17 protein-coding genes and 1 riboswitch are annotated in these 21,980 nt (G+C 68.5%); of the genes, 7 read left to right on the top strand and 10 right to left on the bottom strand.

Features of this window, described 5'->3' with window-relative positions:
• Positions 1-324 precede the first annotated feature (324 nt).
• Entirely contained in the window at positions 325-858 is a 534-nt protein-coding gene (locus GDR74_RS04400; RefSeq protein WP_152585163.1) for a GcrA family cell cycle regulator, read from the top strand.
• A gap of 150 nt (positions 859-1,008) precedes the next feature.
• On the opposite strand, the gene phoB is transcribed toward GDR74_RS04400, so the two are convergent.
• The 6 genes from phoB to pstS are packed head-to-tail and all read right to left on the bottom strand — an operon-like array spanning position 1,009 to position 6,227.
• Entirely contained in the window at positions 1,009-1,716 is a 708-nt protein-coding gene (gene phoB, locus GDR74_RS04395) for a phosphate regulon transcriptional regulator PhoB (RefSeq protein ID WP_152585162.1), read from the bottom strand.
• A gap of 3 nt (positions 1,717-1,719) precedes the next feature.
• The gene (gene phoU, locus GDR74_RS04390; RefSeq protein ID WP_152585161.1) at positions 1,720-2,430 is read right to left on the bottom strand and encodes a phosphate signaling complex protein PhoU; all 711 of its coding nucleotides are present in this window, start codon (positions 2,428-2,430) and stop codon (positions 1,720-1,722) included.
• A gap of 26 nt (positions 2,431-2,456) precedes the next feature.
• On the bottom strand, positions 2,457-3,275 hold the full coding sequence (pstB, locus tag GDR74_RS04385) for a phosphate ABC transporter ATP-binding protein PstB (protein WP_152585160.1): 819 nt from the start codon (positions 3,273-3,275) through the stop codon (positions 2,457-2,459).
• Positions 3,272-4,168 carry a phosphate ABC transporter permease PstA gene (pstA, locus tag GDR74_RS04380; protein WP_246179846.1) on the bottom strand — a complete coding sequence of 299 codons (897 nt, stop codon included), beginning with the start codon at positions 4,166-4,168 and terminating at the stop codon, positions 3,272-3,274. Before pstA ends, pstB begins: the two co-directional genes overlap by 4 nt.
• Positions 4,169-4,176: 8 nt before the next feature.
• Entirely contained in the window at positions 4,177-5,148 is a 972-nt protein-coding gene (gene pstC, locus GDR74_RS04375; RefSeq protein ID WP_152585159.1) for a phosphate ABC transporter permease subunit PstC, read from the bottom strand.
• A 35-nt stretch (positions 5,149-5,183) separates the two neighbouring features.
• Positions 5,184-6,227: a phosphate ABC transporter substrate-binding protein PstS gene (gene pstS, locus GDR74_RS04370; RefSeq protein ID WP_152585158.1), complete on the bottom strand. Its 1,044-nt coding sequence runs from the start codon at positions 6,225-6,227 to the stop codon at positions 5,184-5,186.
• 253 nt (positions 6,228-6,480) lie between these two features.
• Between pstS and GDR74_RS04365 the strand changes: the two genes are divergently transcribed.
• Positions 6,481-9,681, top strand: a complete 3,201-nt coding sequence (locus GDR74_RS04365) for a PAS domain S-box protein (RefSeq protein WP_152585157.1) — start codon at positions 6,481-6,483, stop codon at positions 9,679-9,681.
• Between the two features lie 41 nt (positions 9,682-9,722).
• Here the strand turns inward: GDR74_RS04365 and GDR74_RS04360 are convergent, their stop codons facing one another.
• Positions 9,723-11,012 (bottom strand): ATP-binding protein, encoded by a 1,290-nt coding sequence (locus GDR74_RS04360; RefSeq protein WP_152585156.1) that lies wholly within the window; start codon positions 11,010-11,012, stop codon positions 9,723-9,725.
• Positions 11,013-11,082: 70 nt separating this feature from the next.
• Entirely contained in the window at positions 11,083-12,126 is a 1,044-nt protein-coding gene (locus GDR74_RS04355) for a lysylphosphatidylglycerol synthase domain-containing protein (protein WP_425486945.1), read from the bottom strand.
• A gap of 139 nt (positions 12,127-12,265) precedes the next feature.
• On the opposite strand from GDR74_RS04355, the gene GDR74_RS04350 reads away from it, so the two are divergent.
• Genes GDR74_RS04350 through GDR74_RS04340 form a run of 3 tightly spaced genes read left to right on the top strand, consistent with a single transcriptional unit; the run spans position 12,266 to position 15,799 of the window.
• Positions 12,266-13,762: a PAS domain-containing protein gene (locus GDR74_RS04350; protein ID WP_194164624.1), complete on the top strand. Its 1,497-nt coding sequence runs from the start codon at positions 12,266-12,268 to the stop codon at positions 13,760-13,762.
• 25 nt (positions 13,763-13,787) lie between these two features.
• Positions 13,788-14,333, top strand: a complete 546-nt coding sequence (gene cobU / locus GDR74_RS04345; protein ID WP_152585153.1) for a bifunctional adenosylcobinamide kinase/adenosylcobinamide-phosphate guanylyltransferase — start codon at positions 13,788-13,790, stop codon at positions 14,331-14,333.
• Positions 14,330-15,799 (top strand): cobyric acid synthase, encoded by a 1,470-nt coding sequence (locus GDR74_RS04340; RefSeq protein ID WP_210251030.1) that lies wholly within the window; start codon positions 14,330-14,332, stop codon positions 15,797-15,799. The genes cobU and GDR74_RS04340 overlap by 4 nt, the downstream gene beginning before the upstream one ends.
• Here GDR74_RS04340 and GDR74_RS04335 read toward each other — a convergent pair whose 3' ends face one another.
• The gene (locus GDR74_RS04335; protein WP_152585152.1) at positions 15,800-16,654 is read right to left on the bottom strand and encodes an ABC transporter substrate-binding protein; all 855 of its coding nucleotides are present in this window, start codon (positions 16,652-16,654) and stop codon (positions 15,800-15,802) included. It lies immediately after the preceding gene.
• A gap of 15 nt (positions 16,655-16,669) precedes the next feature.
• Positions 16,670-16,886: riboswitch (cobalamin riboswitch) on the top strand.
• 36 nt (positions 16,887-16,922) lie between these two features.
• On the opposite strand from GDR74_RS04335, the gene GDR74_RS04330 reads away from it, so the two are divergent.
• On the top strand, positions 16,923-18,887 hold the full coding sequence (locus GDR74_RS04330; RefSeq protein ID WP_152585151.1) for a TonB-dependent receptor plug domain-containing protein: 1,965 nt from the start codon (positions 16,923-16,925) through the stop codon (positions 18,885-18,887).
• Positions 18,888-19,479: 592 nt separating this feature from the next.
• A complete protein-coding gene (locus tag GDR74_RS04325; protein WP_246179845.1) occupies positions 19,480-20,658 on the top strand; it encodes a transglycosylase SLT domain-containing protein in 1,179 nt (392 codons plus the stop codon).
• A gap of 33 nt (positions 20,659-20,691) precedes the next feature.
• Here GDR74_RS04325 and GDR74_RS04320 read toward each other — a convergent pair whose 3' ends face one another.
• A complete protein-coding gene (locus GDR74_RS04320; protein ID WP_152585150.1) occupies positions 20,692-21,978 on the bottom strand; it encodes an MFS transporter in 1,287 nt (428 codons plus the stop codon).
• Positions 21,979-21,980: the final 2 nt, after the last annotated feature.

Genomic DNA, 21,980 nt, shown 5'->3' with positions numbered 1-21,980 from the left:
AAAGAAAGCGCCGCCCCCACGGGGACGGCAGCTCGGAAATTCTAATGAGCCGCGAGACCCTGTCAATTCAAGAGAAATGAAGTCACCCATCACGGCGGGCCGGGGCCGAAACGAGTTCCCTGGGGAAAACGGCAGGGCCTGTCCGGGGACTCTTGCGCCCGAGTCCAGGCATCTAGTAACTTCGAGGCCGTCGAACACGCATTCGAGCGGCGGCCCTCACCTCTCAGGAGAGATCCTCACAACGCGGTCGGACCTTCCATTCTGTCCGCGAAGCATGAGGGATTCGGTCCTGGGAAGAGCCGCCCCGATGGAGGCCTTATAAAAATGACAGATGCGGGTGCAACCTGGACCGACGAAAGGGTCGAGCTTCTCAAGAAGCTCTGGGCCGACGGCTTGAGCGCGAGCCAGATCGCGGCCGAGCTGGGCAACGTGACCCGGAACGCGGTGATCGGGAAGGTCCATCGCCTTGGCCTGTCCGGGCGGGCCAAGGACAAGGCGGCCGCCCCGGCCGCCCAGCGCCCCCGCAAGGCGGCCCGCGCACCCAGCGCCCCTGCCCCTATTGCGCCGCAAACCCGGAACAATGTGGTGATCGCTCCCATTTCCCGTCCGCCTGTGGCGGAAGAGGAGCCGGAAACCATGCCTGTGGACGATGTGGCGATCCCGATGTCCGAGCGCGTGACCATCATGGACCTTCGGGAGTCCATGTGCCGCTGGCCCATGGGCGACCCGACGAAGCCGGAATTCCGCTTCTGCGGGGCGCGTTCGGTGACCGGCCTGCCCTACTGCTCGCACCATGCCCGCGTCGCCTACCAGCCGGTCGCGGACCGCAAGCGCGAGCGCAAGCTGGCGCGCGCGTGACCGGCATCGCCCACCCGACCCTCGAGGCAGGCTTCGCGCCTGCCTTTTTCATGTCCGCAGAGGGTCCGTTCGCAGGATCGGGCCCTGTCTTCCCCTCGGAGGCTCCCCCTCGGAGAGGCGGCCCGGAAGCGCAGTCGGCCGCGTGCCGCTTCAGCCCTGCCCGTCCCTGGCGAAAGTCTCGTCGAAGGAGTAGCCGGTGCCGCGCACGGTCCTGATCGGGTCGGGCCTGTCCGGCATCCGGATCGCCTTGCGCAGGCGCCCCACATGCACGTCGACGGTGCGCTCGTCGATATAGACGTCATGTCCCCAGACCGCGTTGAGCAGGTGCTCGCGGGTGAAGACGCGTCCCGGACTCGTCATCAGGAATTCTAGGAGGCGGAACTCGGTCGGGCCGAGATGCAGCTCCTTGCCGGCGCGGCGCACCCGGTGGGTCTCGCGGTCGAGCTCCACGTCGCCCGCCGTGAGCAGCGTCGCGATGTGGGCCGGCTTCGCCCGGCGCAGGAGCGCGCGGACCCGCGCCAGAAGCTCCGGGACCGAGAACGGCTTGACGATGTAGTCGTCGGCGCCGGTGGACAGCCCCCGAATCCTGTCGCCTTCCTCGCCCCGCGCCGTGAGCATGATGATCGGCATGCGCTCGGTCTCGGGCCTGATGCGGATGCGGCGGCAGAGCTCGATCCCGGACAGGCCGGGCAGCATCCAGTCGAGGAGCACCAGGTCGGGCACCTGCTCGCGCAGGCGGACCTCCGCCTCGTCGCCCCGTCCGACGCAGTCGACCTCGTAGCCCTCCGCCTCGAGATTGTAGCGCAGGAGGAGCGTCAGGGGCTCCTCGTCCTCGACGATCAGAACGCGCGGCCCCATGCCTCAGGCTCCGGCCTTGGTGAGGTCGATGGAACGGTCGTTCTTCGGGCGGTCGATGGCGAGGGTCTCGCCGGTCACGAGATAATAGACCGTCTCGGCGATGTTGGTGGTGTGGTCCCCGATGCGCTCGATGTTCTTGGCACAGAACAGGAGGTGCGTGCAGAACGAAATGTTGCGGGGATCTTCCATCATGTAGGTGAGAAGCTCGCGGAACAGGGACGTGTAGAGCGCGTCGATGGCGCCGTCCCGCTGCCAGACGTCGAGGGCGCGGACGGTGTCCTGCTGCGCATAGGCATCGAGCACGTCCTTGAGCTGCCCCAGAACGAGGTCGCTCATGTGCTGGACGCCCGCCACGATCTTCTGGGCCTGGAACTCGCCGCCGATGGCGAGGGCGCGCTTGGCGATGTTCTTCGCGAGATCGCCGATGCGCTCCACATCTCCCGAGACGCGGATGGCGGAAATGGTCTCGCGCAGGTCGACCGCCAGGGGCTGGCGGCGGGCGATGGTGAGAATCGCGCTCTCCTCCACCTCGCGCTGCAGCAGGTCGAGGCGGCTGTCGGACGAGATCACGGACTGCGCCAGGGGCATGTCGCTGCGCACGAGCGCAGCGACGGCATCCACCAGCATCTTCTCCGCGATGCCGCCCATCTCCGATATCCGGCGCCGGAGGCTCTGCAGGTCCTCGTCGTACGAACGGACGATGTGCTCCGCCATGGAAGGATCTCCCTGAAGCGCTCCGGTCAGCCGAAGCGGCCCGTGATGTAGTCCTGAGTCTGTTTCTTGTTCGGCGTCATGAACATCTTGCTCGTGGGGCCGAACTCGATCAGCTCGCCGAGATACATGAACGCGGTGAACTGCGAGATGCGCGCCGCCTGCTGCATGTTGTGCGTGACGATGACGATGGTGAACTCCGCGCGCAGCTGCTCGATGAGCTCCTCGATCTTACCGGTCGAGATGGGATCGAGGGCGGAGGTCGGCTCGTCGAGAAGGATCACCTCCGGCCGCTGCGCGATGGTGCGGGCGATGCACAGGCGCTGCTGCTGACCGCCGGAAAGGCCCGTCCCCGATTGGCGCAGCTTGTCCTTCACCTCGTCCCAAAGGGCTGCCTTGCGCAGGGCCTCCTCGACGCGGTCGTCGAGATCGGCCCGGGACAGCCGCTCGTAGAGCCGGATGCCGAAGGCGATGTTGTCGTAGATCGACATGGGAAACGGAGTCGGCTTCTGGAACACCATGCCGACCCGGGCGCGAAGTTCGTTCACGTCCACGGAGGGCGACAGCACGTTCTGGCCGTCGAGCAGGATCTCCCCCTCGGCGCGCTGGTCGGGATAGAGGCTGTAGATGCGGTTGAAGGTGCGCAGGAGCGTTGACTTGCCGCAGCCCGAGGGTCCGATGAGCGCCGTGACCTGCCGGTCGTAGAAGTCGAGGGAGATGCTCTTCAGGCTGCGGAAGTCGCCATAGAAGAAGTCGAGACCGCGCACGGAAATGCGCACGGGAGCGGTCGCATCGGCCGCAGCGGCATTCCCGATGGCGCTGCTCGCAGTGACGGCGATCGATGTCATCGGACGTGGTCCTTCTTCAGCAGCAGGCGCGCCGCGATCGACAGCGCCAGGATCGAGAGCGTGATGACCAGGGCCCCGGCCCATGCCAGGGAGCGCCAGTTCTCGTAAGGCGCCAGGGCGAACTGGTAGATCATCACCGGCAGGTTGGAGACGCCGCCCATGAGGTTCGGGCTGAACCAGAAATTGTTGTTGAGCGCGGTGAAGAGGAGCGGCGCGGTCTCACCAGCGATGCGGGCGGTGGCGAGGAGGATGCCCGTTACCATGCCGGCGCGCGCCGCGCGCCAGCTGATGCGGACGATCACGGTCGACATGGGCGCGCCGAGCGCCGCCCCCGCTTCGCGCAGGGATCCGGGGACGAGGCGCAGCATGTCCTCGGTGGTGCGCACGATGACCGGAACCGCGATGATGGCGAGCGCCACGCCGCCGGCCCAGCCGGAATAGCCGCCGAGCGGCGGCACCATGAGCGTGTAGACGAAGAGGCCGATGAGGATGCTGGGCGCGGCGAGCAGGATGTCGTTCACGAAGCGGATCGCCTCGGCGAGCTTCGAGCCCCTGCCGTACTCTGCGAGATAGGTTCCCGCCAGCACGCCGACCGGGGTCGCCACCGCGATGCCGAGCAGGGTCAGGATGAAGCTGCCGACGATGGCGTTGGCGATGCCTCCGCCTTCGGTCCCGGGTCCGGGCGTCACCTGCGTGAAGACGTCGAGGGACAGCGCGCTGCCGCCCTCCCAGATGAGCATCAGGAGGATCCACCCGAGCACGAAGGCGCCGAGGGCCGTGAAGACCGTGCAGACGATCTTGAGGGTCCGGTCCGCGATCCGGCGACCCGGGCGAACGCGCCCCCAGGCGGGACCCGTCGTCATGGGAACGGTGCGGGAAGCCTCGTTCATCATCTGCCCTTTCACCGTGTGCGCATCCGCGCGATCAGCAGGCGCGCGAGAACGAGAACCGTGAACGTGACGAGAAAGAGAATGCAGCCGAGGGCCAGAAGCGCATTGAAATGCAGGTCCGACGCCTCGTTGAACTCGTTGGCGATCCGGGAGGCGATGGTCGAGCTCGGATCGAAGAGGGACAGGGAGAGCCGGTTGGCGTTGCCGATCACGAAGGTCACCGCCATGGTCTCGCCCAGGGCCCGCCCGAGGCCGAGCATGATCGCGCCGATGATGCTCACCCCCGCCTGGGGCAGAAGCACGTGGCGCACGACCTCCCAGGTCGTGCAGCCGATGCCGTAGGCGCTCTCGCGCAGGATGGTCGGGATCTGGTCGAGGATGTCGCGGGTGATCGAGGCGATGAAGGGAATGATCATGATCGCCAGGATGATCCCCGCCGTCAGCAGGCCGACGCCGGAGGGCACGCGGGCGTAGAGAACCGTTCCGAGGATCGGCATGCCCTCCACGAGCGACGACACGGGCATCTGCACGTAGCGCGCGAAGAGCGGGGCGAAGACGAACAGGCCCCACATGCCGTAGATGATGCTCGGCACAGCGGCGAGGAGCTCGACCGTGGTGGAGACCGGCCGCTTGAGCCACGGCGGGCAGAGCTGGGTCAGGAAGATGGCGATGCCGATGGAGATCGGGACGCCGATGACGAGGGCGATGAGCGCCGAGGTCAGGGTGCCGGCGATCGCCACCCAGGCCCCGAACTCCTCCTTGCCCACGTTCCAGACGCTCGACGTGACGAAGCCGAACCCGAACTCCCGGAAGGCCGGCCAGCCGCCATACACCATGGAGCCCAGGATTCCGGCAAGGACGAGGAGGACGAGCACCGCCGAGGCGCAGCTCGCCCAGCGGAACACCGGATCGAAGGTCGTCTTGGGGGTGCGGCGGATCGTCTGCATGGTCGAAGTGGATATCCGTTCAGACAAGGCAGCCATCCGCCGTACTCCGTTTTCGAGAGAGTGTCAGCCGGTTACTGCTTGTAGACGGGCTGGCCGGACGGGTCCTTGATCTCCTTGGCCCAGGCCGATTCGATCATCGCGACCACGTTGTCGGGAAGCGGGACGTAGTCCAGGTCGCTGGCGAGCTTGTCGCCGTTCTTGTAGGCCCAGGCGAAGAACTTGAGCACCTCGGCCGTCTGCTCCGGCTTCGCCGGGGCCTTGTGGACCAGGATGAAGGTCGGAGCCGTGATCGGCCAGGCCTCGTCGCCGGCCTGATCGGTGAGCGAGATGCCGAAGCCGGGCGCCGCGTTCCAGTCGGCGTTGGCGGCCGCGGCCTGGAAGGACTTGTCGCTCGGCACCGGGAACTTGCCGGCCTTGTTCTGCAGCAGGACGTAGGGGATGTTGTTCTGCTTGGCGTAGGCGTACTCGACGTAGCCGATCGCGTTCGGAACCTGCTTGACGGTGGCGGCCACGCCCTCGTTGCCCTTGCCGCCCTGTCCGACGGGCCAGTTCACCGCCGCATTCGCGCCGAGATCGGCCTTCCAGGCCTCGGAGACCTGCGACAGATAGGTGGTGAAGACGTTGGTCGTTCCCGAGGCGTCCGAACGGTAGACCGGGGTGATCGGGGCGTCGGGCAGCTTCACGCCCTCGTTGAGCTTGGCGATCCGGGCGTCGCTCCACTTCGCGATCTTGCCCTGGAAGATGTCGGCCAGGATCTCGCCGGTGAGCTTCAGCTGCCCGGGGCCGACCCCGGCGATGTTCACCACGGGCACGACGCCGCCCATGACGGTGGGGAACTGGAGAAGGCCGTGCTTGTCCAGGTCCGCGCCCTTCAGGGGAGCGTCGGTGGCGCCGAAATCGACGGTCTTCGCCTGGATCTGCTTGATGCCGCCGCCGGAGCCGATGGACTGGTAGTTGAGGCCGTTTCCGGTTTCCTTCTTATAGGCTTCCGCCCATTTGGCATAAACCGGGAACGGGAAAGTCGCGCCCGCGCCGGTGATGTCGGCGGCGGCTGCCGGCGTCGTGAGGATCGAGGCGGCAAGGCCGGCCGCGAAGGCGAAGGACAGGAACTTCACGAGACGTCTCCATGTTCATACAAGCGCGGCCGTTTGCGCGGGGCAAACCGGGCCGCGCCGAACTGCTATGGCCTCCCGGTAACGGGTCTAAGACAATTGGATGACACTAACGTGACAACGCCCACCCCCCCTCCTAGATGCACCGGAAGGGCACAGGAGTTCCCACGAGGGCAGGAGGGCCCTATGGTCGGCCGGACGGACAGCGGGCGTGCACCAGCGACGCTGTTCAACGGATGGGGCAGCGCATTCTGACATGACGCTTCAGGTGAACCAGTCGTCGAAGGAAGCGGGGAACCCGACGCCTCGCCCCTTTCCCGCCGGCGGAGGGGAGACGGGCGCCCTGATCCGGGCCTTCGACTGGTCGCGGACGAGCCTCGGCCCGACGGAATCCTGGCCGCAGAGCCTGAAAACCGCCCTCGACCTCGTTCTCCAGTCCCCGGTCCCCATGGTCATGCTCTGGGGGCCCGAGGGCATCATGCTCTACAACGACCCGTATTCCGTCTTCGCGGGCCGCCGGCATCCGAGGGCCCTGGGCGCCCCGGTCCTCGAAGGCTGGCCGGAGGTGGCCGACTTCAACCGCCGGGTCATGGAGGTCGGCCTCGGCGGGGGAACCCTCTCCTTCCAGGACCAGCATCTGATCCTGTACCGGAATGGCGTCCCCGAAGACGTATGGATGGACCTGAACTACAGTCCGATCCTCGACGAGAACCACCGTCCGGCGGGCGTCCTGGCGGTGGTGGTCGAAACCACGGAGCGCGTGAGGGCGCAGCGGGATCTCGAACGGAGGGACGAGCAGCTTCGCCTTGCCCAGGAGGCAGGCGGAATCGGCATGTTCGACCTCGACATCGCCACCGACGTCCTGACCGTCACCCCGGAGTTCTGCCGCATCTATGGCCTTCCGCCGCAGGAAGCCTCTCCCGCGGAAACCGTCCAGCGCCTCGTCCTGCCGGACGACAGGACGGTCGCGTCATCGCCCAGGACGAGAGCGGACGGCACCGCGAGGACGGCCGTGGAATACCGCATCGCCCGTTCCGACACGGGCGAGGTGCGCTGGATCAGCCGCAAGGCGAAGTTCGTGTACGACGAAGCGGGCCGGCCGGCCCGCTTCATCGGCGCCGTGCAGGACGTGACCGACCGCAAGCAGGCGGAGGAAGCGCTCCGGATCAGCCAGGAGCGCCTCCTCTATGCCCTCGGCGCGGCGGGAATGGTCGGCACATGGGACTGGCACATCCCGTCCGACACGATCTATGCGGACGCGAAGTTCGCGGAGATGTTCTCGGTCGACCCGGATCTGGCCGCCCCGGGCACGAACCGGGCGGCATTCAAGAGCCGGATTCACCCGGAGGACCGGCAGCGGGTGGACGAGGCGACCCAGCGCGCCATCGAAACGGGGGAGAAATTCTCCGAGGAGTATCGCCTCCCCATGCAGGACGGGACCCTGCGCTGGGTCCTGGCGCAGGGCGAGTGCCTTTACGATGGGGAAGGAAAACCCCTGCGCTTCCCGGGGGCGGTGGTGGACGTCACCGACAGGAAGCGCTCGGAGGAGGCGCTCAGGGAAAGCGAGGCGCGGTTCCGCCTGATGGCCAACAGCGCGCCGGTGCTGATCTGGGCGACGGACGCGCAAGGAGAGCCCGTCTTCGTCAACAGGCGCCATCACAGGGAGCTCGGCCTCACCCTGGAGGGGATCAGGAGGGGCGAATGGCGCAGGGTCGTCTACAGGGAGGACGCGGATTCCTTCCGCGATGCCTTTGTGCACGCCCTCTCGACCGGCTCTCCGTTCCATGCGGAGGTGAGGGTCTGGGATCGGCGTGGCCGCCTTCGCTGGCTGCGCTGCGAAGGCGTTCCGCGGCGCGACAGCGAAGGCCGGTTCCTCGGCTATGTGGGTTGCAACGTCGACATCACCGAGGCGCGCCACGCCGCCGATGCCCTGGAGGCGCAGGTCGAACAGCGGACGCGGGAGCTCAATTCCATCTGGCGCGTCTCGCGCGACCTCTTCTGCATCTGCGGCTTCGACGGCTATTACCAGAGCGTCAACCCGGCCTGGACGGAGGCCCTCGGATACCAGGCGCATGAGCTGATCGGCCGTCAGTGTCTCGAACTGGTCCACCCGGAGGACGTCCCGAGGGCCGAGAGGGAGTTCGAGCGGCTTCGAAGCACCGACATGGTGGAAACGGACCTCCGGGTCCGCGCGCGCGACGGCAGCTATCGCTGGTACAACTGGACGAGCGTCGCGGAAGGCGACGTGTTCTACGCCGCCGGGCGCGACGTCACGGCGCGCAAGGAGCTGGAGGAGCAGCTCCGGCAGAGCCAGAAGATGGAAGCCATCGGCCAGCTCACCGGCGGCATCGCGCACGACTTCAACAATCTCCTGACCGGCATCATCGGCTCGCTGGAGCTGCTCCAGGCCCGGATCGCCCAAGGCCGCTACGAGAAGGTCGCGCGCTATGCCGAGGGGGCCATCGCCGCCGCAGGCAAGGCCGCCGCTCTGACCCACCGCCTCCTGGCCTTCGCCCGCCGCCAGCCGCTCGATCCGCGTCCGGTGAACGTCAATCAGCTCGTGGCGTCCATGGAGGACCTCATCCGCCGCACCACGGGCGAGGCCATCCGCGTCGAATTCGAAACGCAGCCCGACCTATGGTGGACGCGCTGCGACCCCAATCAGCTGGAGAACGCCCTCCTCAACCTGGTCATCAACGCGCGCGACGCCATGCCGGACGGCGGCAGGCTCACCATCGCCACATCGAACGTGGAGCTCGGCGAGCGCGAGCTGGCTGCGCAGGGAGACGCCGCGCCCGGCCAATACGTGGTGCTGCGCGTCACCGATACCGGCGTCGGCATGGCACCCGACGTGCGGGACCGCGCCTTCGATCCCTTCTTCACCACCAAGCCCCTCGGCCAGGGAACGGGGCTCGGCCTGTCCATGATCTATGGCTTCGCCAAGCAGTCGGAGGGCCATGTCCGGATCCACTCGGAGGTCGGCGAGGGAACGACCGTGAGGATCTACCTCCCCCGCCATGACGGCCACGTGGAGGAGGAGTCTCCCTCGGGCACGGCCGAGGCGCCCCGAAGCGGTACCGGGGAGGTCGTGCTCGTGGTGGAGGACGATCCGACCGTCCGCAGCCTGATCGTCGAGGTCCTCGCGGAGCTCGGATACGAGGCCCTTCAGGCTCACGACGGCCCGTCCGGGCTGCGGTGCCTGGAATCCGACCGCCACATCGACCTTCTCGTCACCGACGTGGGGCTGCCAGGCCTGAACGGCCGCCAACTGGCGGATGCGGCGCGGCAGAAGCGGCCGGGCCTCAAGATCCTGTTCATCACGGGCTATGCGGAAAGCGCGGCGCTCGCCTCGGGGTTTCTCGATCCCGGCATGGAGATGATCACGAAACCCTTTGCCGTCGAGAACCTCGCGGAACGCATCCGCGGCATGATCGAGCTTGCCCCGGAGCTGGAATAGCGGTTTGGGAGAGAGACCCGTTTCCGCTCCTCCGGACAGCCCTATTCGCCGGCCGGCAGCGTGACCGTGAAGCGGGCTCCCCGCCCCGGCTCGCTTGCGATGTCGAGGCGGCCGCGATGGCGGTTGACGATGTGCTTCACGATGGCGAGGCCGAGGCCGGTTCCGCCCTTCTCGCGGCTCTGCGCGACGTCGACCCGATAGAAGCGCTCCGTCAGGCGCGGCAGGTGCTCGGGCGCGATGCCCGGCCCGTAATCCTGCACGGCGAGCACCGCCTGCGGCCTGCCGTCGGGCCCCTCCGCACAGGCAAGTTCCACGTCGACCCTGCCTCCGCTCTCGCCATACTTGACCGCGTTCTCGATCAGGTTCTCGAGGACGCGCAGAAGCTCGTCGCGGTCACCCTGCGCCGTCAGCGGCCGGTCCGGCAGGCGCAGCTCGATCGCCGTGCCGCGCTCGTGCGCGAGCGGCGCGAGCATTTCGACCATGTGCGCGGCGAGCGCCTTGAGATCGACCTGCTCCGTCGGAGGCACGTGCGCGCGCATCTCGATCCGCGAGAGGGACAGGAGATCGTCGATCAGTCTCTTCATGCGCTGGGCCTGCACCCGCATGATCTCGAGAAAGCGCTCGCGCGCGGCGGCGTCGTTGCGGGCCGGGCCCTGCAGCGTCTCGATGAAGCCGAGGAGGGAAGCGAGCGGCGTGCGCAGCTCGTGGCTGGCATTGGCGACGAAATCGGCGCGCATGGCCTCGAGACGGCGGGTCGAAGTGAGGTCGCGGAAGAAGAGGACGATGCCGGAGCGGCCGCCGAGATCCGAGGGGTTGCCGCGGAGCCGCCCGATCTGGACCTCGAAGGTCCGTTCGGTCGGAACGCGCTCGGCATATTCGACCTTGAGCGGCCCCTCCCCGCCCAGGACCGCATCGATGCCGTCCAGGACGTCCGGGCTGCGCAGGGCGAAGGAAAGCGGGTGGTCCGTCTTGAGGCCGGGCAGCAGCGCCCGCGCGGCCTCGTTCGCCTCGACCACGAGCGAGCGCTGGTCGACCAGGATCACCGGATCGGGGATGTGGGCCAGGATCGCCTCCGCGATGCCGGAGCGGCGGGCCTCCTGCGTCCGGACGCGCTCGCGGCTCCGCACGGTCCGGGCCCTTCCCCCGGCCGCGGCGGCGAAGGCTGCCGCGACCGCCGCGATCAGAAGAAGCCAGCCGTCGGCCTGTCCTCTCGCCGCGGCCGCGACGAGCATCGCCACGGCGACGATGAGGGCCCCGCTCAAAGCGGCGGCGCGCTCAGGCCGCAGGCTGCGAGGGACGGAGGGCTCCGTGGTCTCGACGGGTTCGCTCATGGTCGCCTCGGCAACGGGACAACGCCCCATCTACTAGAGGAAGGCCCCGGCGAAGTCACCCGCGCCCGCGTCATGCCTCCGGGACCGGCTCCTCGTCCTCGTCGGGCTTGAACTTGTCGCGCATGGCCCGGATGCGGTTGCGGATCTCATAGGCCCCCAGGAAAGCCAGTGCGACGACGAAGGGAACGAGGTAGTAGCAGAGGCGATAGAGGAGCAGAGCGCCCAGGATCGGCTCGCGCGGATAGCTCGACAGGGCCAGCAGGATCGTCGCCTCGAACACCCCGAGCCCGCCCGGAGCATGGCTCGCCACACCCAGCATGACGGCGAAGATGTAGATCGCGACGAAGGTCTCGAAGCTGATGTTGTGCCCGCCGGGAAGCAGCACGAACAGGACGGCGGCGCCCGCGCAGACATCCACCGCGCCGATCAGCATCTGGACGAGGGTGAGGCGGAAGCCCGGCAGCTCGAGCCGCCAGCCCTGGATCCTGACCGCCCGTCTCTTCAGGGACACCCAGACCAGATAGGCGACGACCAGGATCGCCGCCGCGAGCCCGACGAGCTGGTTGATCCAGATGTTCGTGTAGATGAGGCTCGCCACCTCGTCCGCCTGACGGATCATGCTCGAAGCCAGAACGAGGGCCATGCCCAGCCAGAAGGTGATTCCCGCGATCACCGTGAGGCTCGCGACGCGCCCGGCGCTGACCCCCCGGGAGGAATAGATCCAGTAACGGACCGTCCCAGCCGTGAGCAGGGGGAAACCCAGGGTGAAGCTCACCGCATAGCTCGTGAACGAGGCCAGGGCCGTCGTCCGGTAGGGGATGTGCAGCTTGAGCTGCCGCAGGGCGATGGCGTCGTAGCAGGTCAGCAGGCCGTAGCTGAGCGTGGTGAAGAGGACCGCCAGACCGATCTGGCGCAGGCTGGCGGCCGTGAAGGCGGCCTTGAGCTCGCCGACGTCGATGCCCGAGACGATGTGCCAGAGGACGACCAGCGAGGCCCCGAACAGGATCACGCTGCCGGCCATGCCGATCCAGGCGAAGCGGCGGGAGCGCCGCTCCTTGGGGTGCAGGGCGTCGGCGGATGCAATTTCCGGTGGAGAATCCGGAAGGGGTCTCATCTCGTTCATGAGGGGGAAAATCAGCCTCGGTGTCGGTCTCGGTCGGGCGCGGGCAGCCCTGCATCTAAGACCTGCCGGCGCGAACCGCCAGGGGCAAAGGGCGCAATCCTGCCCGTCGTCCGGCCAGGCATCGTGTCGAATGGGCCACGGAATCGGCGCCCAACGTATTGTCAGGTTCGAAAAGGCCTACAACAATGGCCGGAACGGGGAGTTCACGAACAACGTGGAAAGCGAGGGGATCCGGGTGGCATCGAGTGACAGCGACGACCAGCTCACGCTTCTGGCGGAACGCTTGCCGCAACTCGTCTGGTTCACCGGCCCGGACGGACAGCACGACTACTTCAACCGGCGCTGGTACGATCTCACCGGCATGACGGCGGAGCAATGTCTCGGAGGGGGCTGGAAGGACGCCGTTCACCCCGACGACCGCGCCCATGTGGACCGCCGGTGGGCGGAGGCCCTGGCCGCGGGCGACCATTACGAGGCGGAATACCGGCTCCGGAATGCGGACGGAGGCTATTGCTGGATGCTCAGCCGCGGCCTCGCCCACCGGGGCGGGGACGGCCGGATCGAGCGCTGGTTCGGGACCTGCACCAACATCGACGCCCAGAAAAGGGCCGAGGTCGCCCTCACGCAGCTGGAGGAGCAGCATCGCCTGGCTCTCGAAGCCGCCAATCTCGGCACGTGGAGCATCGATCTGGCGACCGGCGTCACCTCGTTCGACACGACGACCTGCACCCTCATGGGGCTTCCCCCCGACCGGGACCGGAGCATGCCGCTGGAAGAAGTCTTCGGGCTGATCCATCCGGACGACCGGGACCTCATGCGCAAGCGCATCGCGGAAGCGACCGAGCCCGGAGCGGACGGCTACTACGAGCTCGAGTATCGCCTTCCGCTTCCCGAAGGGAATGTGCGCTGGATCCGGGCCCGCGGAAAGGCATACTTCGTCGAGGAAGGCAGTGTCAGGAAGGCGGTGCGCCTGTCGGGCGTTCTCAACGACAACACCCGTCAGCATGCCCTGGAAGAGGCCCAGCAGCTCCTGACGCGGGAGCTCAACCACCGGGTCAAGAACCTTTTCGCGATCGCCAACGGCATGGTGTCCCTCACCGCCCGCACGGCCAGGGACACCAAGGAGATGGCGGCCGCCCTGCGCGGCCGCCTCGGTGCGCTGGCCCGGGCGCACGAGCTGGTGCAGCCCCCGTCCACCGACAGCCACCGGACCGGCTCCGAGGTGTCGATGGCGAACCTGATCCACGCCGTCCTTGCGCCCTTCGAGGAGTCTCACCGGGACCACATCCGGGTCGAAGGGCCCGATCTCCAGGTCGGGTCGCAGGCGACGACCGGCCTCGCTCTCGTCTTCCATGAACTGGCGACCAACGCGGCCAAGCACGGATGCCTCTCGTCTCCGGAGGGGCGGCTCGCCGTCCGCTGGACGACGGTGGGCGAAGAGGTTCAGCTGGACTGGGCGGAGACGGGAGGCCCGCCCATCGAAAGCCTGCCCACCTTCGAAGGCTTCGGCAACCAGCTCACGCAGCGGAGCATCGCCGGCCAGCTGGGAGGCACGCTCGAGCGGGAATGGCGCCGCGAGGGACTCCGCATTCGCATGACCTTCCCTCTCGGGCGCCTGTCCGCCTGAAGCGCCCCGCCTCGGAATTCCAGCCATGACGATTTACAGCCGGGTTCTGGTTCTGGGCGGCGCCCGCTCGGGCAAGAGCCGCACGGCCCAGGCCCTTGCCGAAAAGGACGGGCGCGCCTGCGTCCTCGTCGCGACGGCGCAGGCCCTCGACGACGAGATGCGCGAGCGGATCCGCCGGCACCGGGAGGAGCGCGACGGCCGCTGGCGGACGTGCGAGGCGCCGCTTAATCTCGCCTCCGCGATCCGTGAGGAGGCCGGTCCGGACAAGGTGCTCCTCGTCGACTGCCTGACCCTCTGGCTGTCGAACGTCATGCTTGCGGGACGCGACGCGGAGGAGGAAGCGGAACGTCTCGCCAGGGCCGTCGCCGGCGCGGGCGGGCCCGTCCTGCTCGTCTCCAACGAGGTGGGGCTGGGGATCGTCCCCGCGACGCCGCTCGGCCGCCGCTTCCAGGACGCCCAGGGACGGCTGAACCAGCGCATGGCCGAGATCTGCGACGCGGTGGTCTTCGTCGCGGCCGGTCGGCCGCTGCTCCTCAAGCCTGCCCCAGCCCCCGACATCGCCCTCGCATGAGCGCCCGCACTCCATCGGTCATGATTCAGGGGACGGGCTCCCATGTCGGAAAGTCCCTCCTGGTCGCGGGGCTCTGCCGGCTCTTCGCCCGCCAGGGGCTGCGTGTGATGCCGTTCAAGCCGCAGAACATGTCGAACAACGCTGCGGCGGTCGAGGGCGGCGAGATCGGGAGGGCACAGGCGCTCCAGGCGCGGGCGGCGAAGGTGGCGGCGAGCGTGCACATGAATCCCGTGCTCCTGAAGCCCGAGACGGACCGCCGTTCGCAGATCGTCGTCCAGGGCAAGCGCTTCGGCAGCCTCGAGGCCGGCGCCTTCCGCGACCGGGAGAGCCTGCTGCCATGGGTTCTCGACAGCTTCGAGCGCCTGCGCGCCGAGGCCGACCTGATCGTGGTCGAGGGCGCGGGCAGCCCTGCGGAAACGAACCTGCGCCGGGGCGACATCGCCAACATGGGCTTCGCCACGGCGGCCCGGGTTCCGGTGATCCTGGCCGGGGACATCGACCGGGGCGGGGTCATCGCGAGCCTCGTCGGGACCCATGCGGTGCTCGACGCTCAGGACCGGGACATGGTCCGCGGCTTCCTCGTCAACAAGTTCCGCGGCGACCCGGCGCTCTTCGCGGAAGGGCTTTCCACCATCGAGGAGCGGACGGGCTGGCCGTCCCTGGGGATCGCGCCATGGTTCGCCGAGGCCCACAAGCTCCCGGCCGAGGACGCCCTCGACATCGCCGCAGGACCAAGGGCCGACGCGGCCCTGAAGATCGCCGTGCCGATCCTGCCGCGGATCGCCAACTTCGACGATCTCGATCCCCTGAAGCTCGAGCCTTCGGTCTCCCTTCACATGGTGCCGCCGGGAACGCCGCTTCCCGCCGATGCCGATCTCGTCGTGCTCCCCGGCTCGAAGGCCACCGTCGCCGATCTCGCATTCCTTCGCCGGCAAGGGTGGGACATCGATCTCGCGGCCCATCTCCGGCGCGGGCGCCGGGTGCTCGGCCTGTGCGGCGGATACCAGATGCTCGGGCGCACCATCGCCGATCCGGACGGGATCGAAGGTGCTCCGGGCACAGCGACCGGGCTCGGATTCCTCGACGTGGAGACGACCCTGACCGGCGACAAGACCGTGCGGCCCGTCGCGGCCCGCCATCGGGACAGCGGCCTTCCTCTCGCCGCCTACGAGATCCACCTGGGGCGCACCATGGGCCCGGACACCGCCCGCGCGCCCTTCACCATCGACGGGGAGCCCGAGGGCGCCGCCTCCGCGGACGGCCTCGTCCTCGGCACCTATCTCCACGGGCTCTTCTCCGCGGACGGCTTCCGGCGCGCCTTCCTCAACGGCCTTCGTCCGGGCGCCGCGGGAGGGGACCTGCGCTACGACGCGGAGATCGAGCGCATCCTCGACGCCCTCGCCGGGCATCTCGAGGACCACCTCGACACGGGGCGCATCCTGGCCATCGCACGGGAGGGCCTGTGATCAGCGCACCTTCGCCCGCACCTCGGCGCCCAGGGCGTCGATCAGGGCGGGCGTCGAGGGGCCGCCGCAGATGGCGAGCCGCCCCGGAATCACCAGCCGCCGCGACGGCGGCACGGCCTCGGCGAGGGCCGGATGGTTCAGGAGCGCGGAGCCGTTGTCCACCGTCAGGGCCGCGTCCTCGTCCATGAGCAGATAGTCCGGCGGCGACCTGACGAGGGTCTCCAGGCGCGCGACCCCGCCCCCGCCGAGGCCGAGCGCGTCCTGGTGCAGGACGAATCCCATGTGCCGCAGAAGCTCGCCGATCAGGGAATCCGAGGCGGGCACCCATCCGCGGCGCTGATAGACGAGAATGCTCCGCCCGGCCGGCACGAGCCCCCTCGTCCGGGCGAGCGCCGCATCGATGGCCTCGACGAGGGCCTCGCCCCGTTCGGGATGCCCCAGGCGCCGTGCGACGGTCTCGATCTCCGCACGTCCCTCCGCGAAGCTGCGCCAGGGCGAGAGCAGCAGCACGTCCAGTCCCTGCCGCCGCAGCAGCGCGGTGCGGCTCTGCCGGTCGAAGGAACCCGCGAGGACCAGATCGGCGTCGCCGAACAGGATGCTCTCGCCCCTGCCGTCGTTGGCGGCGAGGCCCGCCGCCTCCCGCCAGAGGAAGGAGATCGCCGGATCCCTCGCCAGGGGACTGACGGAGGCGATCTGCTCCCTGTCGGCCAGGGCGAGAAGGAGTTCGTCGGCGCACAGGTTGAGGGACACGACGCGCTGCGGGGCCTGCGCGGCGGCTCCGGCCGCTCCCGCGAGCCACGTCAGGAGCGCCAGCGCGATGGATCTGGATATCTCGCCGGGGCGGAGTTGCGGCATGCGGTGCGACCGACTAAGAGGAAAGCGGACGTTGGTCCTCGAGACATCGAGGTGAAACGGGAACACGGTGCGGAATTTCCAATGCCGTGGCTGCCCCCGCAACTGTAGGCGGTGAGCGGCGGTCCTACATGCCACTGAATCTGCGAGCCCGACAAGCTCGGGATGATTTGGGAAGGCGGACCGTTCGCGACGACCCGCAAGCCAGGAGACCGGCCTGCGTCCGAACGTCAACCCAGTTGCTCGCCGGTGGGGCGGGCAGGAGGTCTCCATGCCGATATCCTTGCGCTGCCTGCTGGCGGCGTCCGTTTCCGTTTGCGCTCTCGTTCCAGGCGCCCATGCCCAATCCCCCGCGCCGACCCTCGTTCCCGACATCGTCGTCACCGCGACGCGCTCGCCCCAGGCGATCAGCCGCGCCGGCAGCGCCATCTCGGTGATCTCCGGCGAGGACATCGCCAAGGAATCGCCGAAGAGCGTCGCGGAGGTGCTCCGGCGCGTGCCGGGCGTCTCCGTCAGCGAGACCGGCGGCCCGGGCGGCACGACCTCGGTGCGCATCCGCGGCGCGGAGGCGCGCCACACGCTCGTGCTGATCGACGGCGTCCGCGTCAACGATCCGTCCGCGGGCGCGGGCGAGTTCGATTTCGCCAATCTCGAGGCGGTGGACATCGAGCGCATCGAGGTGCTGCGGGGGCCGCAATCGGCGCTTTACGGCTCCGATGCCCTCGGCGGCGTGATCAACATCATCACGCGCAAGGGCACGCGACCGCGCGCGAGCATCGGCGCGGAAGGCGGGTCGTACGGGACCAAGGCGGGCCGCGCTGCGGTTTCCGGCTCCTCCGGCCCTGTGAACTACGCCTTCTCCGCGACCGGCTTCGACACCGCGGGCTTCTCGCGGTACGGCTACCGCATCGGCCGGATCGAGCGCCTGCAGGCCTGGCCCCTCGAGGCGGATTCGGCCCGGCGTCTCGGCGCCACGGGCCGCGTGGGCATCGCCCTTTCGCCGGACGCGGAACTCGAGGTCGGCGGCTATGCGAGCTACAACGGCGCGCAATACGACGCTGCCTTCGGAACCGCGCCCGATACGCCCTCGCAGTCGCAGCAGCGTCTCTTCGAGGGCCACACGCGTCTCACGGTGGACACGTTCGACAGGATTCTCCGCAACACCTTCCTCATCTCCGGCAGCCGCACGAACCGTCACTACCGGGACGTGAGCTATTTCGGCCTTCCCCTCGCGCCGAGCTGGCTGAACTCCGGGTACGAGGGCGACCGCGTCTCCGGCGAATACCAGGGCGACCTGAAGCTCGGCACGTTCGGCCTGCTCACGTTCGGGGCGAAGATCGAGCGCGAACGCTTCCTCACGACGGCGCGGGACGTCCTGCCCTTCGCGAGCCCCTGGCGCGAGACCAACGACGCCTCGCGCGACACGCGCTCGGTCTACGCGCTGCATCAGTTCAGCCTGTTCGAGAACCTGCACCTGTCGTTCGGCGGCCGGCTCGACGCCATCGAGGGCGGGGACCGCTTCGGAACGTGGCGCGCGACGGCGGCCTACGAGATCCCGCAAACGGGCACGACCCTGCGCGCGAGCCTCGGCACCGGCGCCAAGGCGCCAAGCCTGTTCCAGCTCTACGACCCGCTCTACGGCACGCCGGGCCTGGAACCGGAGCGCTCCATCGGCGCGGATATCGGCCTCGACCAGCGGCTCATCGACGACCGGCTCGTCCTGTCGGCCACCTTCTTCGCGAACCGGTTCCGGGACCTGATCGACTTCTCCTTCAGTCCGGCCGACTGCCCGCCCGGCCATCCCTACGGCTGCTATCTGAACGTGGCACGGGCGCGCACCTCCGGCGTCGAACTGTCGGCGGAGGCCGAGATCGTGCCGTCGCTGCTGCGCGCCAAGGCGGTCTATACCCACACGGATGCATTCGACCTCATCACGCACCTGAGACTTGCCCGGCGCCCCCAGGACGAGGGACGGCTCGGGCTCGTCATCACGCCGGCCGCGGGCCTGTCCATCGAGCCCTCCGTCGTCTTCGTCGGCAAGCGCTTCTCCTCCACGGGCGAGAAGAACGAGCTGGCGCCCTATGCCCGCCTCGACGTCTACGCGGACTACAAGCTCGACGATACGCTGAGCCTGTACGTGCGGGCTGAGAACCTGACGGACGCCCGCTACCAGGACATCTACAACTACGGCACGGCCGGCCGCTCCTTCTACGCGGGCCTGCGCGCCACCTGGTAAGGGCTGCCCGAGGGACGAATGGCAGGGGACGCAGGTTCCCTGCCGCTCCCGTTCCCGAGGCCCCGGGGCCTTTTCAGGAGAAGCGGGAACCGGTTTTCGCTGGCGCGGCCCTCCGGGTCGCTGGCGCGGCCCTCCGGGTCCGTCCGAAAATGCGGCAAACCAAGAGCTTCTGAGCGAAGTGCGATTCCATCGAATCGCACTCCGCTCAAGGCGTCGGACGCGAATCCCATCCCACATCCGATTCTCAAAGCTTTCGCTTTCGAGCATCCTCTCGCGCAGAACCGATCCCCGCTTTTGCGCTCGACGCCCCCTGGCGGCGCCGGGAGGGCGCATGGAGCCGCCTTTCGCGCAGCGAAGAGACCTGAAAGAAAAAGACCGCTTTCGCTCAGAAAAACCGGAATTTCAGAAAGCAATTTCACCCTCCTCCCCATTCAGAGGGCGACTTCCCGTCGCAGCTCGAACTAAATTGGAACCCACAAAGTCAAGCTGACCTATTCTTGACATACGGGGAGGCCACCAAGCGCGTGTTCTAAGCAAAAAGGACCGCCCACCCGCCCAGCGGCGACGCGGCATTTCTTCGGGGGCTCCCTGCATGACTGTCGATCTGACAGCGTCCGATGACGCTTGCCAGCACCTCAGCTTTTGCGACAACCACGAACCGGTTTTCTGGCTCACCTCACGCTCTGCGAAGCGGCCCAGCGGCGGGCCTGCCGCGCTGCGCTCTCTGCTTCGCTTCACCTCGAGCCTCGGCCTCGGGGTATGCCTGACCGTCGCCACCGCTTCGACGGCCGTGGCGCCGGCGGCTGCGGCCGGCAAGGCTACGCTCTCCGCGCCGGAGCCGCAGATCGCCCTTCCCTCTCCCGCTCCGGTCGATCTGGCCGGAGCCGAGACGACGGGCTCGATCCGCGTCCCGATGCCGGATCCCGCGAACGACGGGCTGTCCGCCGTGACGGATCCGCTGCGCGCCATCGTCCCGGTCGAGCCGGCCGACACGCGCGACGTCAGGGCCCGCATCATTTCCTCCCTGCCCCTCGTGCCTGCTACCACGGAGGCGGCGAAGCGGGACGCGGGCGATCAGGGGACGGCGAGAGGCCAGGACTATGTTCTGTTCGACACGATGCGGGTGCCGCGCTGGATCGTCGACACGATCCTGCGGGCCTCGGAGAAGACGGGGGTCGATCCCGTCTACATGATGGCTCTCGCGGACAAGGAATCGAGCTTTCTCCCGGAGAACCGGGCCGCCACCTCCTCTGCGCAGGGCCTGTTCCAGTTCATCGCCAGCACGTGGCTGGAGGTGGTCCGCTCGTTCGGGGCCAAGCACGGCTTCGCCGCAGAGGCCGCGGCGATCCAGGTAATCGACGGCGAATTGACGGTGCCCGAGGGCCCCATGCGCGACCACATTCTGGGGCTGCGCCGCAATCCCTACGTCTCCGCCCTGATGGCGGCGGAGATGCTCAAGCGCGACAAGGCGAAGATCGAAGGCCGCCTCGGGCGCAAGATCACGCGGTCGGAGTTCTACCTGGCGCATTTCTTCGGCGTCGACAGCGCCAGCAAGTTCATCGCCCTGGTCGACGACAAGCCGAAGCAGAGCGCGCCGCGCGTCTTCCCGTCCGCGGCGAAGGCCAACCGCTCGCTGTTCTTCGGAAAGTCCGGGCGCAAGACTCGCCAGCTCTCCGTGGCGGAGGTCTACGGCCGGATCGACGAGATGATCGACAAGCGCCTCAGCCGCTACGAGGATGTGTCGACGACGATCGCGTCCTCGGATCTGTAGGCATCGGAACCGGGCGCGGCTCCCTGCGCTCCGCTATCCCTGCCCCTCCTCCGGCCGCGCGGCACCTCCCGCGGCCTCTTTTCCCCCGGCCGCGGCCGCCGTCTCGGCGCGCGGAGCCAGGACGGCCGTCGGAGAGCTCGTCGGAGACACGTCGACGAATCCGCCCCGGGCGCGCTCGCGCTTCTGCTGGCGGATGCGCACCAGGACGAAGACCGCCAGGACGAAGCACACCGCGCCGGAGTAGATGAACAGCCCGCCCGGACCGAGCGCCGCCATGGCCAGCGCGCCGAAGAGCGGCCCCACCGTCACGCCGACGGCCCAGGAGAACAGGAGCGTGCCGATGGTGGAGATGATGTGCTCCGGCTCGACGATGTCGCACGCATGGGCGACGCACACCGAGTAGATGCACAGGGCGAAGCCTCCCCACGCCGCGAAGGCCCAAAGGATGACGAGCCCCGCCCCGAGCTTGCTCGCGAGCAGGATGACGACGGACACCACGGTGGTGCCCGCGGCGAGACCCGCGATGACGTAGCGCCGGTCGGAACGGTCGGACAGCCAGCCGAGGGGCCACTGCAGAAGGAGGCTCCCCGCCTGGAGGGCGAAGAGGAGCGCCGCCGCCTCCCCCTGGTTCAGGCCGATGCTGACGCCGAAGACCGGCGTGATGGCGATGACGGGGCCGTTGACGAGGCCGACGATGAAGGAGCCGACCACCGCGGAGGGCGCGGCCAGGAACAGGCTCTTGACCCTGATGCGGACGCTGCGCGGTGCGGGCGGCTCCTGCGTCGACGTGGCGGCGATGGGAAGGAGCGACAGGGACATGAGCGCGCTCACCGCCATGAAGAGCCCGTCCGAGCGGATGTCCCCGAGCGCGATGCCGAGGGGAGCCAGCATCAGGGCGATCTTCGTGCAGATCATGTAGACGGCGAGAATGCGCCCCCGGTGGCTCGACGTGGCGCGGGCGCTGATCCAGCCGTCCGTGGCGGTGAACACGCAGGCGAAGGTGACGCCGCTCAACCCCCGCAGGAGGGCCCAGGCGAGCGTGGTCTCGGCGCGGGCCATCGCCAGAATGACCACGGCGGCGATGGCCGCGAGGCTCGCGAAGGCGCGGATGTAGCCCACATGGCGGATGGAGGCCGGCGCAAGGAAGCAGCCGGACGAGAAGCCGAGCCCATAGGCGGCCGCGACGATGCCGATGGAGGAGACCGACAGCCCCGATGCCTGCATCCGCAAGGGCATGAGGGCCTGGAGAAGGCCGTTTCCGGTCTGCAGCAGCGTGGTCGCAGCCGTGATCGTCCAGATGAGGGAAAGGGGAGAAGTCACAA

Source organism: Microvirga thermotolerans (genome assembly GCF_009363855.1).
Lineage (GTDB): Bacteria > Pseudomonadota > Alphaproteobacteria > Rhizobiales > Beijerinckiaceae > Microvirga > Microvirga thermotolerans.
Note: the sequence above shows the minus strand (reverse complement) of the source record. Positions and strands in the feature narration are given on the sequence as shown.

Coding starts and splice junctions, on each gene's coding strand:
- GDR74_RS04400 (WP_152585163.1), top strand. CDS start 325: ATGACAGATGCGGGTGCAACCTGGACCGACGAAAGGGTCGAGCTTCTC.
- phoB (WP_152585162.1), bottom strand. CDS start 1,716: ATGGGGCCGCGCGTTCTGATCGTCGAGGACGAGGAGCCCCTGACGCTC.
- phoU (WP_152585161.1), bottom strand. CDS start 2,430: ATGGCGGAGCACATCGTCCGTTCGTACGACGAGGACCTGCAGAGCCTC.
- pstB (WP_152585160.1), bottom strand. CDS start 3,275: ATGACATCGATCGCCGTCACTGCGAGCAGCGCCATCGGGAATGCCGCT.
- pstA (WP_246179846.1), bottom strand. CDS start 4,168: ATGATGAACGAGGCTTCCCGCACCGTTCCCATGACGACGGGTCCCGCC.
- pstC (WP_152585159.1), bottom strand. CDS start 5,148: ATGGCTGCCTTGTCTGAACGGATATCCACTTCGACCATGCAGACGATC.
- GDR74_RS04365 (WP_152585157.1), top strand. CDS start 6,481: ATGACGCTTCAGGTGAACCAGTCGTCGAAGGAAGCGGGGAACCCGACG.
- GDR74_RS04360 (WP_152585156.1), bottom strand. CDS start 11,012: ATGAGCGAACCCGTCGAGACCACGGAGCCCTCCGTCCCTCGCAGCCTG.
- GDR74_RS04355 (WP_425486945.1), bottom strand. CDS start 12,126: ATGAGACCCCTTCCGGATTCTCCACCGGAAATTGCATCCGCCGACGCC.
- GDR74_RS04350 (WP_194164624.1), top strand. CDS start 12,266: ATGGGCCACGGAATCGGCGCCCAACGTATTGTCAGGTTCGAAAAGGCC.
- cobU (WP_152585153.1), top strand. CDS start 13,788: ATGACGATTTACAGCCGGGTTCTGGTTCTGGGCGGCGCCCGCTCGGGC.
- GDR74_RS04340 (WP_210251030.1), top strand. CDS start 14,330: ATGAGCGCCCGCACTCCATCGGTCATGATTCAGGGGACGGGCTCCCAT.
- GDR74_RS04335 (WP_152585152.1), bottom strand. CDS start 16,654: ATGCCGCAACTCCGCCCCGGCGAGATATCCAGATCCATCGCGCTGGCG.
- GDR74_RS04330 (WP_152585151.1), top strand. CDS start 16,923: ATGCCGATATCCTTGCGCTGCCTGCTGGCGGCGTCCGTTTCCGTTTGC.
- GDR74_RS04325 (WP_246179845.1), top strand. CDS start 19,480: ATGACTGTCGATCTGACAGCGTCCGATGACGCTTGCCAGCACCTCAGC.